At 31.5% G+C, this 17502-nt stretch carries 13 protein-coding genes; 1 reads left to right on the top strand and 12 read right to left on the bottom strand.

The genetic code is table 11. The features are described 5' to 3' along the window. Positions 1-75: 75 nt before the first annotated feature. The 5 genes from FDY99_RS10410 to FDY99_RS10390 all read right to left on the bottom strand — a co-directional run bounded on the left by FDY99_RS10410 (position 76) and on the right by FDY99_RS10390 (position 6292). Complete coding sequence (locus FDY99_RS10410; RefSeq protein WP_074230550.1) at positions 76-756, bottom strand: LysE family translocator; 681 nt, start codon at positions 754-756, stop codon at positions 76-78. Positions 757-905: 149 nt separating this feature from the next. Further along, entirely contained in the window at positions 906-3056 is a 2151-nt protein-coding gene (rnr, locus tag FDY99_RS10405) for a ribonuclease R (protein WP_139421296.1), read from the bottom strand. Positions 3057-3213: 157 nt separating this feature from the next. Further along, positions 3214-4020, bottom strand: coding sequence for a hypothetical protein (locus FDY99_RS10400; protein WP_139421294.1), 807 nt, complete (start codon positions 4018-4020; stop codon positions 3214-3216). Between the two features lie 238 nt (positions 4021-4258). Further along, on the bottom strand, positions 4259-4693 hold the full coding sequence (gene rpiB, locus FDY99_RS10395; RefSeq protein ID WP_074230553.1) for a ribose 5-phosphate isomerase B: 435 nt from the start codon (positions 4691-4693) through the stop codon (positions 4259-4261). A gap of 27 nt (positions 4694-4720) precedes the next feature. Continuing rightward, the gene (locus FDY99_RS10390) at positions 4721-6292 is read right to left on the bottom strand and encodes a DUF4139 domain-containing protein (RefSeq protein WP_139421292.1); all 1572 of its coding nucleotides are present in this window, start codon (positions 6290-6292) and stop codon (positions 4721-4723) included. A 616-nt stretch (positions 6293-6908) separates the two neighbouring features. Between FDY99_RS10390 and FDY99_RS10385 the strand changes: the two genes are divergently transcribed. Then, on the top strand, positions 6909-8099 hold the full coding sequence (locus FDY99_RS10385; protein ID WP_139421291.1) for a phosphoglycerate kinase: 1191 nt from the start codon (positions 6909-6911) through the stop codon (positions 8097-8099). A gap of 775 nt (positions 8100-8874) precedes the next feature. Here FDY99_RS10385 and FDY99_RS10380 read toward each other — a convergent pair. The 7 genes from FDY99_RS10380 to FDY99_RS10350 all read right to left on the bottom strand — a co-directional run bounded on the left by FDY99_RS10380 (position 8875) and on the right by FDY99_RS10350 (position 17495). Next, on the bottom strand, positions 8875-9696 hold the full coding sequence (locus tag FDY99_RS10380) for a class I SAM-dependent methyltransferase (RefSeq protein ID WP_139421289.1): 822 nt from the start codon (positions 9694-9696) through the stop codon (positions 8875-8877). A 113-nt stretch (positions 9697-9809) separates the two neighbouring features. After that, on the bottom strand, positions 9810-11672 hold the full coding sequence (gene mnmG, locus FDY99_RS10375) for a tRNA uridine-5-carboxymethylaminomethyl(34) synthesis enzyme MnmG (protein ID WP_139421287.1): 1863 nt from the start codon (positions 11670-11672) through the stop codon (positions 9810-9812). A gap of 193 nt (positions 11673-11865) precedes the next feature. Next, positions 11866-12273 (bottom strand): rRNA maturation RNase YbeY, encoded by a 408-nt coding sequence (ybeY, locus tag FDY99_RS10370; protein WP_139421285.1) that lies wholly within the window; start codon positions 12271-12273, stop codon positions 11866-11868. Between the two features lie 5 nt (positions 12274-12278). Further along, positions 12279-14435: a patatin-like phospholipase family protein gene (locus FDY99_RS10365; RefSeq protein ID WP_139421283.1), complete on the bottom strand. Its 2157-nt coding sequence runs from the start codon at positions 14433-14435 to the stop codon at positions 12279-12281. 2 nt (positions 14436-14437) lie between these two features. Next, positions 14438-16885: a bifunctional UDP-N-acetylmuramoyl-tripeptide:D-alanyl-D-alanine ligase/alanine racemase gene (locus FDY99_RS10360; protein WP_139421281.1), complete on the bottom strand. Its 2448-nt coding sequence runs from the start codon at positions 16883-16885 to the stop codon at positions 14438-14440. Positions 16886-16891: 6 nt separating this feature from the next. Next, positions 16892-17194, bottom strand: a complete 303-nt coding sequence (locus FDY99_RS10355; protein ID WP_139421279.1) for a type II toxin-antitoxin system RelE/ParE family toxin — start codon at positions 17192-17194, stop codon at positions 16892-16894. Next, positions 17175-17495 (bottom strand): hypothetical protein, encoded by a 321-nt coding sequence (locus tag FDY99_RS10350; RefSeq protein ID WP_139421277.1) that lies wholly within the window; start codon positions 17493-17495, stop codon positions 17175-17177. Before FDY99_RS10350 ends, FDY99_RS10355 begins: the two co-directional genes overlap by 20 nt. Positions 17496-17502 lie beyond the last annotated feature (7 nt).

Here is a 17502-nt window from a genome sequence, read left to right as displayed (position 1 = left end):
TATTCTGCATATTTTTTGTTCGCGAAGGCGTTCTACTTAGCAAAGAAACCCAAGATATTTTCAATTGAAAAATGATTATTTTTTATATTTTAATTCCTTTTTTTCGGCTTCTTCCAGCTGTTTATCAAATTGATTAAACATTTTAAAGCTTTGAAGGAAAATGAAAAAACTGAAAATAATCAGCACAACTCCCACCCCTTTTCTGATGTTGTTTGCCAATTTTTGAGTCAGTTTATAATGGAATTGTTTTGCAAGAAAAATTTTAGCAAAATCAATTAAAAGATAAGTTGCGATTACAATTGCCAGGTAAAGAATCAATGTTTCTGTATCAGGATACTGATTTCGAACTCCAATTACTGTTACCAACCAAAAAAGAATAACTCCGACATTGAGAAGATTTAAAAGAAATCCGTTGAGGAATGTTTTAAAATAATTCTGGCTGATTATTTTTTCTTCACCCGGCAAATGCATTTTGGTTTTTGTCACCATCATGATGATTCCGTAGGTAAGAATAAGAATGGAGGTAATTCTGTAAAAACCGGGATGTTTATCAATTAAATTAACAATATCTGCACTTGCATAATAGGCTGCAACGATACATAGTAAATCTGCTGTAATAACACCAAAATCTAGCGCTAAAGCATGTTTAGGACCTCTTGTGAAACTGGTTTCAATCAAAAGGAAAAAAATAGGACCAATGAAAACCAGGCTCAACATAAAACCAAGACCAATGGCCGACAATATAAGTTCAAACATTCAAAATTGTTTCTATCCCAAATTTAAAAATTATATTTCTATTTGTCTGCAAAAATGAGTTTTTTAAACCTGAATTGTACAATAAAGACTTTTTAAAACAAAAAAAGACTGCCACAATCGGGCAGTCTTCTGTATTTATTTTTAAAATCTTAATCAACAATCTTAAAATCGAGCTGTTTCTGAATTAAATTGGCCTTTACCACTTTAATCTGAACATGATCTCCCAATTGATATCTGTTTCCTGTACGAGATCCGTAAACAGCATGTGTTGCTTTATCATACGTGTAAGAATCATCCATCAAATCGCGAAGTTTGATTAAACCTTCTGCACCGTTTTCAGGAATTTCTACCCAGAAACCAAATTCTGCGACACCGGAAATTACCCCTGTGAAAGTTTCTCCCAAATGTTTTTCCATGAATTTCACCTGCATAAATTTGATAGAATCTCTTTCTGCATCGGCTGCCAAACGTTCCATTGCGCTACAGTGTTTTGCTTTTTCTTCCAATTCATTTCTGTCGGGAGATTTTCCTCCATCCAAATAATGCTGCAACAATCTGTGCGCAAGCAAATCCGGATAACGACGGATAGGAGAGGTGAAATGCGAATAATAATCAAATCCTAAACCGTAGTGACCGATAGGATCTGTAGAATAAACTGCTTTACTCATACTTCGCATCGCCAAAGTTTCGATCATATTTTCTTCGCCTTTTCCTTTTACATCTTTCAACAAAGTATTTAAAGATTCTGCTACTTTTTTGGTATTGGCAAGATCCATTTTGTATCCAAAAGTAGAAACGAAATCTCTTAAAGCTTCAAGTTTTGCAGGATCCGGATCATCGTGAATTCTATAAATGAATGTGTTTTCATTCGGTCTTCCGCTTTTCAACGAAACAAATTCTGAAACTTTCTTATTAGCGAGCAACATAAATTCTTCGATCAGGTGATTAGAATCTTTACTGATTTTAAAGTAAACTCCAATCGGCTGATTATTTTCATCTAAATTAAATCTAACCTCACTTCTGTCGAAAGTAATCGCACCGTTTTTGATACGACCTGCACGCATAATTTTAGCCAATCTGTCTAAAACATTGATTTCCTCCTGCAAATCGCCTTCTTTAGTTTCGATTCTTTCCTGAGCTTCCTCGTAGGTAAATCTTCTGTCGGAATGAATTACTGTTCTTCCAAACCATTGTTTCTGAATTTCTGCATCGTCATTCAACTCAAAAACAGCAGAGAAAGTATATTTATCTTCATTCGGACGAAGCGAACAAACATCATTACTTAAAACTTCCGGAAGCATCGGTACAACGCGATCTACCAAATAAACAGAGGTTGCTCTTTCGTACGCTTCATCATCCAAAATAGTTCCAGGAACTACGTAATGAGAAACATCTGCAATGTGAACTCCAATTTCCCAGTTTCCGTTTTCTAGTTTGCGCATCGACAAGGCATCATCAAAATCCTTTGCATCTTTCGGGTCAATCGTAAAGGTTAAAACATCACGCATATCCCAACGTTTTGCAGCTTCTTCATCGGTAATTCTGCGGTCTATTTTATCGGCATCTCTTTCCACTTCTTCAGGAAATTCGTACGGTAAACCGTATTCTGCAAGAATAGAGTGGATCTCAGTTTCATGATCTCCTGGGTTTCCTAAAACCTGTAAAATTTCTCCTTCAGGATTTTTATCCCCAGGTTTCCATTCTGTCATTTTTACAACGACTTTATTACCGTTTTCAGCACCATTTATTTTCCCTTTCGGAATAAAAATATCGGTATTGATGGTTTTTTTATCACAAACTACAAACCCAAATTCTTTATGTGGAACCAATTGGAAAGTTCCTACAAATTCTGATCTTTTTCTTTCCAGAACTTCCAAAACTGAACCTTCCAGTTTTTTACCTTTGAAATTGTAAGTAACAATTAAAACTTTATCGCCCTGTAAAGCGTCTTTTACGTTTTTAGAGTGAATGAAAATATCATCTTTTAGGTTTTCTACAGTAACGTAAGCATTTCCGCTTTGGTTGAAATCGATAGTTCCCGTTAAAGTACCCTCAATATTGAGATTAATACTGAATTTGCCCTTTTCAGTTTCTTTAATTCTCTGGTTTGCCAGCAATTTGTGCAAAGCTTGAATCACCATTTCCCTTTGTCGAGGATTTTTGTGATCAATTCCGTCTGAGATCTGTTTGTAATTGTATAATTTGGTTTGATTTTGATTCATAAATTTCATGATCAATCTTCCAATTTCCATTAATTTATGATCGTTTTTCTGACTTATATATTTTTTCTTTTTTGCCATTTTTTAATTTAATTGTATAAAGGTATTTCCTTTAGCTTGTAATCGGAAATATTTTGTTTTATTTCTAAATTTTTATTTAATTTTTTGATGAAGTTTTTTTTAAATTAATCATCATCATTTTTTTTGGATTACTATCCTTTTTTGTTTTAGTAATAGATTATTTAGTTTTTTCTTCTAAAAAATTCCATTTTCCATCCTTGTATTGGTAAAGCAAATATCTTTTGCTGAGTTCTTTTTCTCCATTTCCTAAAATGATTGTAACGCTATAAACGCCCGAATTTTCACTTACGACAGGAAATATTTTCATATCAAGTTGAAGGTAATTCTGTGCAATTATTTTATTCTTGTCAAGGCTAATTTCTAAGCTCTCTTTTGTTTTTTTATGAGATGAATAATAAAATTCTTTCTTTTTATTATTTAAATCTCTGTAAATTCCTTTGTGAAAAGGTCCAATATTTCGTGTTTTAAGATAATTATTTTCATCCTTCATATTTTGTTCAAAAGACCAAAAAGGCAATTCAATCAAAGGAATAATTATTTTATTATCAAAGAAATTTAGAATTTTTAAATAGCCATTTTTATTCCATACCTTTTCGAAAACATCTTTGTTAATATACTTTTCATAATGTTTGCATTTAAAAAAAGAATCATTCCCGCAAGAAAATGTTATTGTAATGTAATCAGGATTAAGTATAACTATTTTTCTTTCATCAGATTTTATTTTCTGAAATTCTTTCAGTTTTAAGATCTCATCAAATAATGTTTCAAAATTAAGTTTCTGAAGCTCTTCCGACTGCTTTTCATAAAGTGCTTTTTCTTCATCATAGATTTTTTGACAATCTACTTTTCTTAGTCCTAAAATTACAACATCTTCAATTTTTTCATTGTTTACAGAATCTTTTTCCTGTGCTTGAAAACACAGAAAACTTAATAACAAGAAAAATGAAAATATAAATTTCTTCAAAAGTTAAATTTCTTTAATCAAAACCTATCAATTTTCCATTTGGAATATTTACGATGAAAGTTTTAGTTAAATTTAAAACAAATATGGAGAAGGAGAGAGAAAATTTTCTGAAAGTCTTTATAAAAGAATCTGAAATTTCGTTAGGAATCAACAGCTTGGTAATTTCTGTTGGACAGTGCAAATATATAAAATAAAAAATAAATAAGGCTTGTAATTTGATTTACAAGCCTTTACTAATTTAGCAGAATGCAATTTTATCTACTCTGTTTTGGTGTCTTCCTCCTTCAAATTCTGTATTCAAAAAAGTTTTTACAATTTCCAAAGCATATTCTTTAGCTACGAATCTTGCAGGCAATGCAACCATATTCGCATTATTGTGTTGTTTAGATAAAGCCGCAATTTCCGGCATCCAGGAAAGTGCGCAACGAATTCCTTGGTGTTTATTAGCAGAAAGCTGTACGCCTTGTCCGCTTCCACAAACTAAAATTCCTAATTCATTGTCTCCATTTTCAACAGAAGAAGCTGCTGGATGTACAAAATCAGGGTAATCTACACTTTCAAGAGAATGAGTTCCAAAATCCTGAATTTCAAATTCGTCTTGTAACTGCTGTTTCAAATATTCTTTATATTCAAAACCTGCATGATCTGCTGCAATAGCAATTTTTCTTTTCATTTTTTACTTTTAAATTTATTTTACTTTTTATCTTATATCTGCAGTTATTAAATCTTTTGGCAAAGTTACGTTAAATCCGAATTTAATCTTCTTAGTTTCATTAGGTTTTATCTCAAAATTCCAAATCAGGAAACCCGAGCTTTTGTCATAGTCTGCGTTATCCGGATTAACAGCTTCTATTTTTATATTTTCTGCCATCGAAAGCGGAATCTGATCTTTCACTTCAAGTTTCACAGAGGTATCTTTATTATTTTTAATAGTGATTTCGTAGAAGTAATTTTCAAACTTCTCCTTTTCACCTAAATCTTTAGTTTCACTTTTTACCATCTCTCTTTTGGTAAGAATATTCGGATCACTTCCAAGACTGATCAGCATTTCACTCGTCAATTGATTCGTATCAATATTTGCTGTCCCAATTTGTACATCTTCCATGAAAATATCTGCATTTCCAGGTAAGAAATTATATTGTGAATAATCTTTTATAGAAGCCAGAAGAAAAGTTTTGTTTTCTAGCTTTGGTGTTGCAAAATATTTATAATTAGTCGTTACTTCAAAGTCATTCAAATCCTCCGTTACTTCAACATCTGAAGGAAGCACTACATTTTTATCTAAAGAAATTTCTGTTTTCATCGTTCTTTGAGAAATTCTTGATCTAGAGTCTCCCAATACTGCATATTCAGCTACGTTGGAAGTTTTCTCATTACTCTTCGGTCTTTGAAATGCCTGATTAGAAACATAATAATCTCGCTCTGTTCTCAAAAACCAACGGTCCAATTCATAAGGTTTATCTTCTGAACTAAAACTTCCGTTGATTAGTTTTACAGGAATATTTTTAAATTCTAAACCTGTGTTTTGTTGAATTTTTGCTTTGTAAGAAATCTTAAGTGGAGATTTTATACCATTAGATTTTATCACATAGTAGGGTCTCCAATTCGCATTTTGAATTTGCTGATTGACTTCAAAATTAACTGTTTGCCTTTTATCACTTGTAATTTGAAGAACAATAATATTATTATTTGAGATTTCATCATCTTTGGACGATGCATATTTTCTATTCTCCAAAACCGAAATTCTTGATTGATTTTTTGCAATCTTCGCCTGAAAATCAGTTTCCTCTTTGTATAAATTTTTGAGAGTTGTCTGATTAAATTCTATCATTTTTAAAATTTCTGCAGAAGAAGGATTCCCCAATGTCTGGTTTTTCTGAATAATTCCTATTGAATTTCTAGTTAGAGTCAGCTCCTGTTCAATCTTTTTGTTAGCATTTTTATAAAATTCAATGCTGTCATTTATAGGACCAATGTTTTTATTTTTACCAAGTTTTTCTGCGTAGTTACTATTATATGTTTCGTAACGTAAAAGGTTAATCTTTTTGTCTGGTTTAAAAGATGAAATATCCATTCCACTGTTTCTCCCAAACTCTTTGATGATGATGAAATTTTTTCCTTGTGCTACATCTGCCGAGAAAGAATGTTTGATAATTCCGCCATTTGAATAAATTTTGACTTCTTTAATTTTTGAGGAGGTTGTAGTATAGTTTTCTTGTCCAAAACAATTGAAAACGATTAATACAAAAGACAATAAATTGATTTTCAGCATATTTTTAATTTTTATTTTCACTTTTTCCCAATTCTCATAAATTGTTAGTTAGTTACTCACAAATTGTTAAGATCATTGTTAATAACTGTGGAAAAGTTTGTTAAAAATAATATTTTTTTTCTTCTGAAAAAGTTGTAATAGAAATTACTTCCTAATATTTGAGTAAAAATTTTTAAAAACTTTTTTCAGAGTATTCGTTAGTTTTTCCATAAATCAGTTATTCATAATCAGAATAGTGGAAAAGTTATCCATAATTGTTAGTAAGTAGGCGAAAAAACAGATTTTCAGCATTTTAAAATGTGAATTAAATCTGAGTTACGCATAAAATAGATGTTATCAAGTTTTATCGTTAAAGTTATCCCCGAAACTCACAACACTCAACAACAGTATTCATTCTTTCTTTTAAAAAAAAAAGATGATAGTGTTGATTGGTGGGTAAAGCTTTGTGGGGAATTTTTTGAAAACTTTTAAAAGATTCGATTTTTTGCGAGACATTAAAATCTTACATTTGTGAAACTAAAATTCAAAATTATTTGTGAAATGCTTCTGAGCTTTGAAAATTTAAAATTTCAATTTGATGAAACAGTTTCACAGCACAAAAAATATACATTTAAGTATGAAAACAATCAACGATTTCAATTTTAAAGATAAGAAAGCTCTGGTAAGAGTAGATTTTAATGTTCCTCAGGATGATCAACTAAAAGTTACAGACAATACAAGAATTGTTGCGGTGAAACCAACCGTTGAGAAAATTCTTAAAGATGGAGGTTCTGTAATTTTGATGACTCATCTTGGTAGACCCAAAGGAGAAATAAAAAATGAGTTTTCTCTAAAAAATATTTTAGAAGAAGTTTCTGCAGTTTTGGGTCAAGAAGTAAAATTTGTAGAAGAGTCTGTAGGAGAAAAAGCAGAAACGGCAGCTTCTGATCTTCAACCAGGTGAAATTTTATTATTAGAGAACTTACGTTTTCATAATGAAGAAGAAAAAGGTGATGAAGGTTTTGCTGAGCAACTTTCTAAGCTAGGTGATGCTTATGTGAATGATGCTTTTGGTACAGCACATAGAGCTCATGCTTCTACTGCAGTGATCGCTAAATTCTTTAACTCAACTAAATTCTTCGGTTTATTGATGGCTAATGAACTAAAGGCTATTGATAAAGTTCTAAAAAGTGGTGAGAAACCAGTTACTGCAATACTTGGTGGTTCAAAAGTTTCAACTAAAATTACCATTATAGAAAATATTTTGCCTGCAGTGGACAATTTGATCATTGGTGGAGGTATGGCTTTCACATTTATTAAAGCGCTTGGTGGGAAAATTGGTACTTCTTTGGTTGAAGAAGATAAATTGCCATTGGCTCTAGAAATTTTAGGAAAGGCTAAACAACATAATGTAAAAGTATATCTTCCTTCAGATACGATTATTGCTGAAAGCTTTAATAATGATGCTGAAAGAAAAGAAGTAGATATTTATGAAATTCCAGAAGGATGGATGGGATTGGACGCTGGTGCAAAATCTAGAGATCAATTTAATGATGTATTGTTAAATTCCAGAACTATTCTTTGGAATGGACCAATTGGCGTTTTTGAAATGTCTAATTTTGCTGCAGGAACAATAGCTCTTGGTGAAAGCATCGCTGAAGCTACGAAATTGGGAGCTTTTTCTCTTGTTGGAGGAGGGGACAGTGTTGCCTTTGTAAAACAGTTTGGTTATGCTGATAAGGTAAGCTATGTATCTACCGGAGGTGGAGCCATGCTTGAAAGTTTAGAAGGTCTTGAACTTCCTGGAGTTGCTGCCATAAACAACTAAACTTTAAAAATATATCGAAAGTCTGCTATTTATAGCAGACTTTTTCTTTTTCTTTTTCAATTTCCTCGATTTCTTTGTATTTCCTTAATTTTTGACATTAACTTTAAAATAGAATTTTATTTTTTTAAATTTTAAGGTTTTCTCTATCTGATATACTGTGTTGTTATCAAGAAAAAAAATTCTATGCGATTCTCAGAGGGTTTGTTTGAACTTTCGTGTACGTTCTATTTTCAAATTTAGATAATCTTTTCAAAAATTTTTAAAAAATAAAATTATTTGAGTTTTACTTTTTTTAATTTGTGTTGTTTTCTATCTCATGTACTGAGTTATTATTCATTAAAAAATTTCTGTAGCATTCTCAGAGGCTTTATTTGAATTAAGAATTAAAGCTATATTTTTGAAAATTGATTTAAACCTTTCATGTGATAAAATTCAAAACATTTGATTTTTATTTTTTTGATTTGTGCTGTTCTATTTCTGCTATCCTGTATAATTATTAATTAAAAAAAATCTACGAGATTCTCAGGGGGTTAATTTTGGTTTAAATATATTTTCTCTTTTTATTAAATATACCACTTACTAACATTTTGCTAATATTTTTAGAATTGAAATCTTTAATTTTTTAAATTTTATTTTTTAAATAAAATATGGAATTAAAATTTAGAGTAGGGGAGTAGTGAATAAAATAAAAAACTCGAGATTGTGTCTCGAGTTTTTATTTTTTTAATGAAAATAGGGAAAATTGACCTTCATAAACGGCTTAAAAATCAATTTTCTATTTTTTTTCGATAATGTATATCAAACTCGAAAATTCGTTAGAAAAAAGGGCTTTTACGTTAGAAATCGTTCCGTAGATGACTGCTTTTAGCCAAAATAGGGGAGATTTTTTGTATTTTTCGCTCAACATTGAGATGTAATACGAATCTAAAACTAACGGTTTGATTTTTCTCATTTTCCAATTTGGTTTCTTTGCAATAAGATTTTCCATTCCATTTTTTGAGAAATGATAAATATGTCTCGGCACATCATAAGCTGCCCAATATTCTTTGTAATGTTTTGCATCGTAAGAAGTAGGGTTGGGAACAGCAATAATTAGTAAGCCTTTTTCTTTTAATTTTCTATTAAAAATTTCGAGCATCTCATCTTGATTTTCCACGTGCTCGAAAACATGCCAAAGTGTAATTGCATCTAAACTATGGTCTTCAATAGTATTGATATTATCTAAAATGGTAGCTTTTGAAATCTTATTTTGTACAGCTTTTCTTGCATCTGCATTTGGTTCAAAACCGAAAACTTCAAAATCATTTTCTATATATTTTACAAATTCTCCGGCTCCACATCCATAATCCAATACTCTTGAGCCTTTCTTTATTCTGTCTAAAAGAATTGTTTTTTTATACTGTAAATTAAAAGACTGTAAAAATTTGTACAATTTTTCTTTTAAACTTCCCGAATCCTGATGATGAGATATATAATCTTCGCTTTCATAATATTTAGAAATATTCGATGGAATAGGGGAGGTTTTAAAAACTCCTTTTGTTTCTGTTTCTTTAATTTCAAATATTTCCTGTGAAAGAAAATGATCCTTTATTTTCATTTAGCTTGTTTCTTTTAAATTAAAAATTAAGATATTCAGAGTTTGGAGTAAGCTCATAAATACCTTAATTTTCGCTTTTATTTTATAAATGTTTCACGTGAAACATTTTGTGTTTAACGTCCTAAATAGATAAGTAAAACATTGATATCTGCCGGTGAAACGCCACTTATTCTTCCAGCTTGAGCTACCGTTTTTGGTCTTACATTATTCATTTTTTGTTTTGCTTCAGCAGATAAGCTTGAGATTTTTAAATAATCAAAATCTTCAGGAATCTTTACATTTTCTAGGCGATTAAGCTTTGCAACGTTTTCTTTTTCCTTTTCAATATAGCCTTTATACTTAATATTTACTTCAGCCTGCTCTCTTACTTCATCGCTATATTGAGAAGAAACTTCTTTTATAGCATCAATTTCTTCCAATTTTTCTAATGTAATATTAGGTCTTGTAAGGAATTGAGAAGCTCTATAAGCTTGATCTACAGGATTACTTTCCATGCTTTCAAGAATAGGATTTATGATTCCTGGCTTTAAAGAAGTTTCTCGTAAAAAGGTTTCAAGTTCCTGGCTTTTAGCTATTTTCTCTTCAACTCTTTTTAGTCTTTCCTCTTTTGCTAGACCTAGTTGATATGCTTTTTCAGTTAGTCTGATATCTGCATTATCCTGTCTTAAAAGAAGCCTGTATTCAGCTCTTGAAGTAAACATTCTGTATGGTTCCTCAGTACCTTTTGTAATTAAATCATCAATTAAAACTCCAATATAAGCTTCATCTCTGTTAAGGATAAATTCATCCTTTTCGTGAACCTTATTGTGTGCATTGATACCCGCCATCAAACCTTGTCCAGCTGCTTCTTCATAACCGGTTGTACCGTTGATTTGACCTGCAAAATATAAATTATCTACTAATTTTGTTTCTAAAGTATGCTTTAACTGAGTAGGGGGGAAGTAATCATATTCAATAGCATAGCCTGGTCTGAATACTTTTACATTTTCAAATCCTGGGATATGTCTCATTGCTTTAATCTGTACATCTTCAGGAAGAGACGAACTAAAACCGTTTACATAGATTTCTACAGTCTTCCAACCTTCCGGTTCTACGAATAGTTGGTGTCTTGTTCTTTCTGCAAAACGATTGATTTTATCTTCAATACTTGGGCAATATCTTGGTCCTAAACTTTGAATTGTACCGTTGAACATTGGGCTTCTGTCGAAACCTTCACGTAAAATATCGTGAACTGCCTCGTTTGTATAAACGATATGACAGCTTAATTGTTTGGTTAACTTCGGAGTATCTAAATAGCTGAATTTTTGAGGGTTTTGATCTCCTTTTTGCTCTTCCATTTTAGAATAATCAAGGCTTCTTCCATCTACTCTCGGTGGAGTACCTGTCTTCATTCTTCCTGCTTCAAAACCTAAAGAAACCAATTGTTCTGTGATTCCTAAAGCTCTTGGTTCACCCATTCTTCCACCTCCCAATTGTTTGTCTCCTACGTGAATTAATCCATTAAGGAAAGTTCCATTGGTTAAAACAACAGATTTTGATCTGATCTCAATTCCCAATGAAGTTACAACACCAACAGCTTTGTTATTCTCTATAATTAAGCTTTTTACCATATCCTGAAAAAAATCAAGATTTGGAGTATTTTCTAATGCTAAACGCCATTCTTCTGCGAAAAGCATTCTGTCATTCTGTGTTCTTGGAGACCACATTGCAGGACCTTTTGAAAGATTCAGCATCTTAAATTGGATTGCAGATTTGTCTGCAATAATTCCTGAATATCCTCCCATCGCATCGATTTCTCTTACGATCTGTCCTTTGGCAATTCCACCCATTGCCGGGTTGCAGCTCATTTGTCCAATGGTCTGCATATTCATTGTAACCAATAAAGTTTTTGAACCTAAATTGGCTGCAGCAGCAGCAGCTTCACAACCTGCGTGACCTGCACCTACTACGATTACATCATATATTTCTGAAATCATTTTTTATTGCTTGTTTTAAGCCTTAAATTTTATTTTTTATCAAAATGTTTCACGTGAAACATTATTTAAATTTACAAGCTATAATGGCTTGTTGTGTGATTGTTTTAGCCCCGATCGTAGCATTTGTTTGAGCTCATTTTCTTTAAAAAAGAAAATAGCGAGTGCGGAGAGCGGGAATAAGCTCTAAAAAGATTTAGTTATACTTTGCAATATAAAAATCTTCTTTATTTCGCATTAACTGTTCTTCCTCCTTAGTTTTATCTTTATATCCGCAAAGATGAAGAATGCCATGAGCCAAGACTCTTCTGAGTTCTTCTTCATAATTTTTGGATAGGGTAGAAGCGTTGTCTGAAATGCGCTGCAAAGATACGAAAATCTCTCCGCTTATTGTTTTGCCTTTCACATAGTCGAAAGTAATGATGTCTGTATAGTAATCGTGCTGTAAATAATCCTGGTTTACCTTCAATAAATATTCGTCATCGCAAAATATATAATTGATTTCTCCCAACTTTTTACCTTCTGAAAGAATGATGTCTTTCAACCATGTAGTGTATTCTGTATTTACCGATTCGGGTAAATTTTCGTAAAAGAATTGTATCATTTTTTTTAAAACCAGTGTCCTAAAATTACACTGAATATGCCTTTTTGATTATTTTTTAATGAGTGACTGAAATTCAATTTTATTTGTCCAAACGGAGATTTATAGCCTAGAGTAGCACCTACAGAGCTATAATTAACTTTCACAGCGTCTTCAAAGCTTATGTCGTCTGAAATATTGGCGAAAGAAAAGTTTCCGCTCAAAAATAAATTTTTATAAAATTTAAACTGAAGATCATTCGAAATTAAAACTACATTATTGGAGTTGAGCTGTGCAAAATAAAACCCTGAAAAGTTTTTGAAATTGACAATATTCTGCTCAAATATTCCTCCCAATCTGTACTGATAATATTCGGGTAAATTTTCGCCGATGGTAATTCCGCCATAAAGATTCAGGTGATAACTAAGCTGTTTTGTAATTGGAAGATTAACTCTCACATCGGCTTTCACTTGGATTAATCTTTTTTCAACTTCAGATTTCATTAAGTCGATTACCTTTCCTTCGGCATTAAGATAGAACCCTTTTGTAGGAAAATCGCGGTCGTTTTGAGTATCGCTCTTTAGAAATACATAAGGGTTGAGGAAACGGTTGTATCGCTTATTTAAGCCGTTTATTTCGGCTTCAAAGTAATCATGGCTAATTCCGGTTCCTATAGCGAATTTATCTCTCCAAACAGACTGTATATAAGCTTCGTTGCGGAGCCATTCCCATTTATCTGCATTAATATTTAAATTATTTTTTAAGTCGAAACTCATTCCTGAAGAATAAATACCAAATCCGGGAATATATCCGTTATCTATAAAATAGTTTAAGTAATATCTGGGTTTATCTCCTACAACTACGTCTAAAGAAAGATTTGAATTTTTAAATAAAAGTCTTTTGGCTGAATAATTTAAAAGAAGCCCTGTTTTGAAAATTTCATCATAGTGAAGTCCAACTTTCAGAAAATGTCTTGCTTCGTCTTCGGTTACATATAATTTGAGATAATTAAAATTATTTTCTGTAACGATATCATAATTAATAAAACGGTAATTATTGGTGGCAACCAATTTGTCTAAACCTTTGTTGATGCTGCCGTAAGTTTGCAAAGAGGGAAGGCGAAGTCCCATTTTCCCGAGAACGTAGTTTTTTCCGTAAATTTTACCACCTTCTATCGAAATACTGTCAATCTTATATACATTAGAATATATTGGATTTACAGCCTGTCTGAGACGGTCGAATTCACGTTTTGGTAACTGATCTAGTATTGCAGTATATTTTAAACCTTCAACATATCCGCTATCGAGAATTTTTTTCTTGTCATCGTAGCTTGTAGCAGTCATTCCGGTAAGATTAGGTTTGATATTGATATCGGTATGTTTATACTGTCTTCTTGTATCTTTCTGAATGCCGAAATCGATGACCTGATTGAGAATTGAAATAATATTATTTAAATCTTCTCTTTTAGATAAATCCTGATTTAAATCTACACCAATTACAATATCAATTCCTTTATCTTTTAAAGGTTTTGAAGGATAATTTACGGTCATTGCACCATCTATATAAATACTGTCGCCAATTTTTACAGGATCCATTAAAGATGGAAATGCAGAACTTGCCATAATAGACTGTACCAAATCTCCGCTTTCAAAAATCTGCATATTTCCACTTTCTAAATTGGTGGCAACACACATAAACGGAATAGGAAGTTTTGAAAAATCATTAACGTTCGAAACGTTTTTAAATAATTCTTTTAAAAGATAAACATTCTTCTGCCCCGAACTGATCGAAGAGGGAAGGGTTATCTTTCCGTTTTTTAAAGGAATAGAAAAAAGATATTTGTCGACAGATTTATTGAAAAATGAACTTTCTTTTCTTGATTTTGGATCTCTGATTAATGAATAGAAATCAGTATCCATCACAATTTTTTCAATTTCCTTTCCAGAATATCCGGAAGCATACAAACCTCCTACAATCGCACCCATACTTGTACCCGAGATGTAATCTACTTTTACACCTAAAGAATCGAGTACTTTGAGAACTCCTACGTGAGAAAAACCTTTAGCTCCACCACCTGCAAGGGAAAGACCGATTTTTGGATTTTTAGGAATCACCAAATCTTTCTTTACCTGAGACTGTATCAAAAGTAGCTGAAATACAAACAGCAAAGTGAGGAGTTTTCTCATAGTTAGTCTTTTACATAAATCCGTTTTACACGAGGTGAAATGGAGGTTAATACTTCATAAGTTATGGTTTTGCAGTATTCTGCGAATTCTTTTAAGCTTGGTTTTGCATTGAAAACAGTCACCGTATCGCCTTCTTTTACATTGGGAATATGATCAACATTAATCATCATCATATCCATACAAATGCTTCCAACAATTGGCGCTAAAGTTTTATTGACGCCCACATTTCCGATTTGGTTTCCAATGAGTCTTGGAATTCCGTCTGCATAACCTACAGGAATTGTGGCAATTTTTGTCGCTTGATTAGGTTTAAATCTTCTACTGTATCCTACAGATTCCCCGTTTTCTACTAAAGAAATTTGTGAAATTACAGTTTTAAAACTTACGACAGATTGTAATTGTTTTTGTATTTCACTATTTGGTGATTCTCCGAGCATTCCTATCCCAATTCTCACCATGTCATACTGGTGATTGGTATAGCTTGTAATTCCTGATGAATTTAAAATATGTCGAATAGGAGTGTAACCCAATTTTTCAATTAAATAGCTTGAATTTTTCTCAAAAGTTTCCAGCTGCCTTAAAGTAAATTCTTTCTCGGTCGGCATATCTGAAGACGAAAGATGGCTAAAAATACTTTGAACTTTTAGGCTGGTTTTATTTAAAGTCTGGCTTAATTGATCCAATTCAAAATCTTTAAATCCAAGACGATGCATTCCTGTCTCAAGCTTGATGTGAATAGGATAATTTTTGTCATATCCTGATTTCTGAATGGCTTCATAAAATAATTCTAGAATACGGAAACTGTAAATTTCTGGCTCTAAATTATATTGAATCACCGTGTCATAACTATGTTGTTCAGGATTCATGACAACAATAGGAACGGTAATTCCTTTTTTTCGAAGCTCAACTCCTTCGTCAACGAAAGCAACTCCTAAATAATCAATATGATGGTGCTGTAAAAATTCTGAAATTTCGTAACTTCCTAAACCGTAAGCATTTGCTTTTACCATGGCCATCATTTTTGTGGCTGGTTTAAGCAAAGATTTATGATAATTAATGTTGTGCAGAAGTGCATTTAAATTGATTTCTAAAACCGTATCATGCTTTCTAAGCTCTAATAAATCTTTTATTTTCTCAATTTCAAATTTTCTAGCTCCTTTAAGTAAAATAATTTGATTTTCTATTTCTGTAAGATGTTTACTGTCAATTAATTCCTGAGTATTAATAAAAGTATGGGTTTTAGCTTTAAATAAATCACTAAATTTTGATATTTCATCACCGATTAAGAATACAGAATCAAATTTTTGTTCATTAACCAATTCTGAAACTTCTTCATACAGCTCTTTTGAATTGGAATTAACACCGACAATATCGGTCAACACCAATGATTTCTTCGGTTTTTTGTATTCATTTAAAAACTGAAGAGCAGTCTTAAGAGAATCTAAATCAAGATTAAAAGAATCATTAATCACAATATTGTTTTTTTGTCCTTCAATCGCTTCAAGTCTCATTTCGACAGCCTTTAAAGCGTTGATTTTTTCGATGATATTTTGATTTTCGATACCTAATTCTTTCAAGACCGTAATCAGCGCTAAAACATTCGTTAAAGTCACTTCATCTCTTTGATGAACAGGGAAGGATATTTCTTCACCAAAATAATGTACAACAAACTTCTCGTCTTTTGAAATGTTATTTTTAAAGTAAACCTGATTAGAATCTGAAAGTCCGTAAGAAATTAATTTTTTACTTGAATATAAATCACTTAATTTTTTATCAACAAATGGATTATCACCGTTATAAATTATCACTTCAGAATCTTTGAAAAGCTGTATTTTTTCATCGATCAAATCTTCTTCAGACTTGAAATTAGCAAGATGAGCCGTTCCGATATGGGTTAATAAACCAATTTGTGGCTGGAAGATATTTTCCAGCTTTTCCATTTCATTAGGTTTAGAAATTCCTATTTCAAAAATTCCCAGTTGATGGGTATCACTTATTTGAAGTAAAGAAAGTGGAAGTCCGATTTGTGAATTAAAACTTTTTGGGCTTTTCACCGTTGGAAACTCATTCCAAAGACATTGATACAACCATTCTTTTAAAATAGTTTTTCCATTACTTCCTGTAATTCCGATAGATTTTATTTGAGAATTTTTGAAATGAAATTTGGCTAATTTTTGAAGAAATTCTACAGAATTTTCTACAATAATCCAGGTTATATTTTCAAACTGAGAATAGTGATGCTCAGAAATAATGACATTGATTCCTCTGTCGATGGCAGATTCAATAAATTTTTCGCCAGAATTTTTAGAAGTATTAATGGCAATGAACGCAGTATTTTTGGTTGAATAAATAATTCTGCTATCAAAAGCAATGTTTTTGATAATCAGATTTTCGTTACCAATAATTTTTGCATTGGTGATGTCTGCGATTTGGCTTACTGTATAATTCATTTCATTTTAAAGATCATCAATCACAAATTTTTTATCTTCGTTTTGATAATTGTTATATAACCTCAGTATTTTGAGATATTTCGTTTCTAATTTGTAAATAAGTGTGGTCTGTTCAGTAATCAGAAGTTTATTGTAATCAGGTGATTGTTCTAATTTTTGAAAGATTACTTTTCTGTCCAAAATCAATTCAATTTTACGGTTAAGAATCTCTATGAATTTCTGATACTCTTTGTAGGTAAAACGATTTCCTATATAATCTTCAATTTGCTCGAGATCTTGAAGAGCAAAATTAGACCATCTTATTTCCATATTTCTTCAAAAAACGTTCTTCAGAAATTTTCATTACATCACTGTGAGAATAATATTTTCCTTCATCCAATTCTCTTTCTGCCTCTTTTAAAGATTGCAAAAAAGAATTTTGAGGTTCAATAATCTCAGCAATTTTCAGCAATTCTTCAGGTAAAAATTTTTTCTCCTTCATTTTTCTAAAAAATGTGGGCTCAGAAATTCCTGTCTTTTCAATAATATATTTTATTTTGAAAGGAGAGTTTCTCAGAATCTCATCAATAGAATTACTTATTTTTATATAATTTTTAATTTCTAATATCATTTTTTGA

Source organism: Chryseobacterium mulctrae, from assembly GCF_006175945.1.
GTDB classification, from domain to species: Bacteria; Bacteroidota; Bacteroidia; order Flavobacteriales; family Weeksellaceae; genus Chryseobacterium; species Chryseobacterium mulctrae.
Note: the sequence above shows the minus strand (reverse complement) of the source record. Positions and strands in the feature narration are given on the sequence as shown.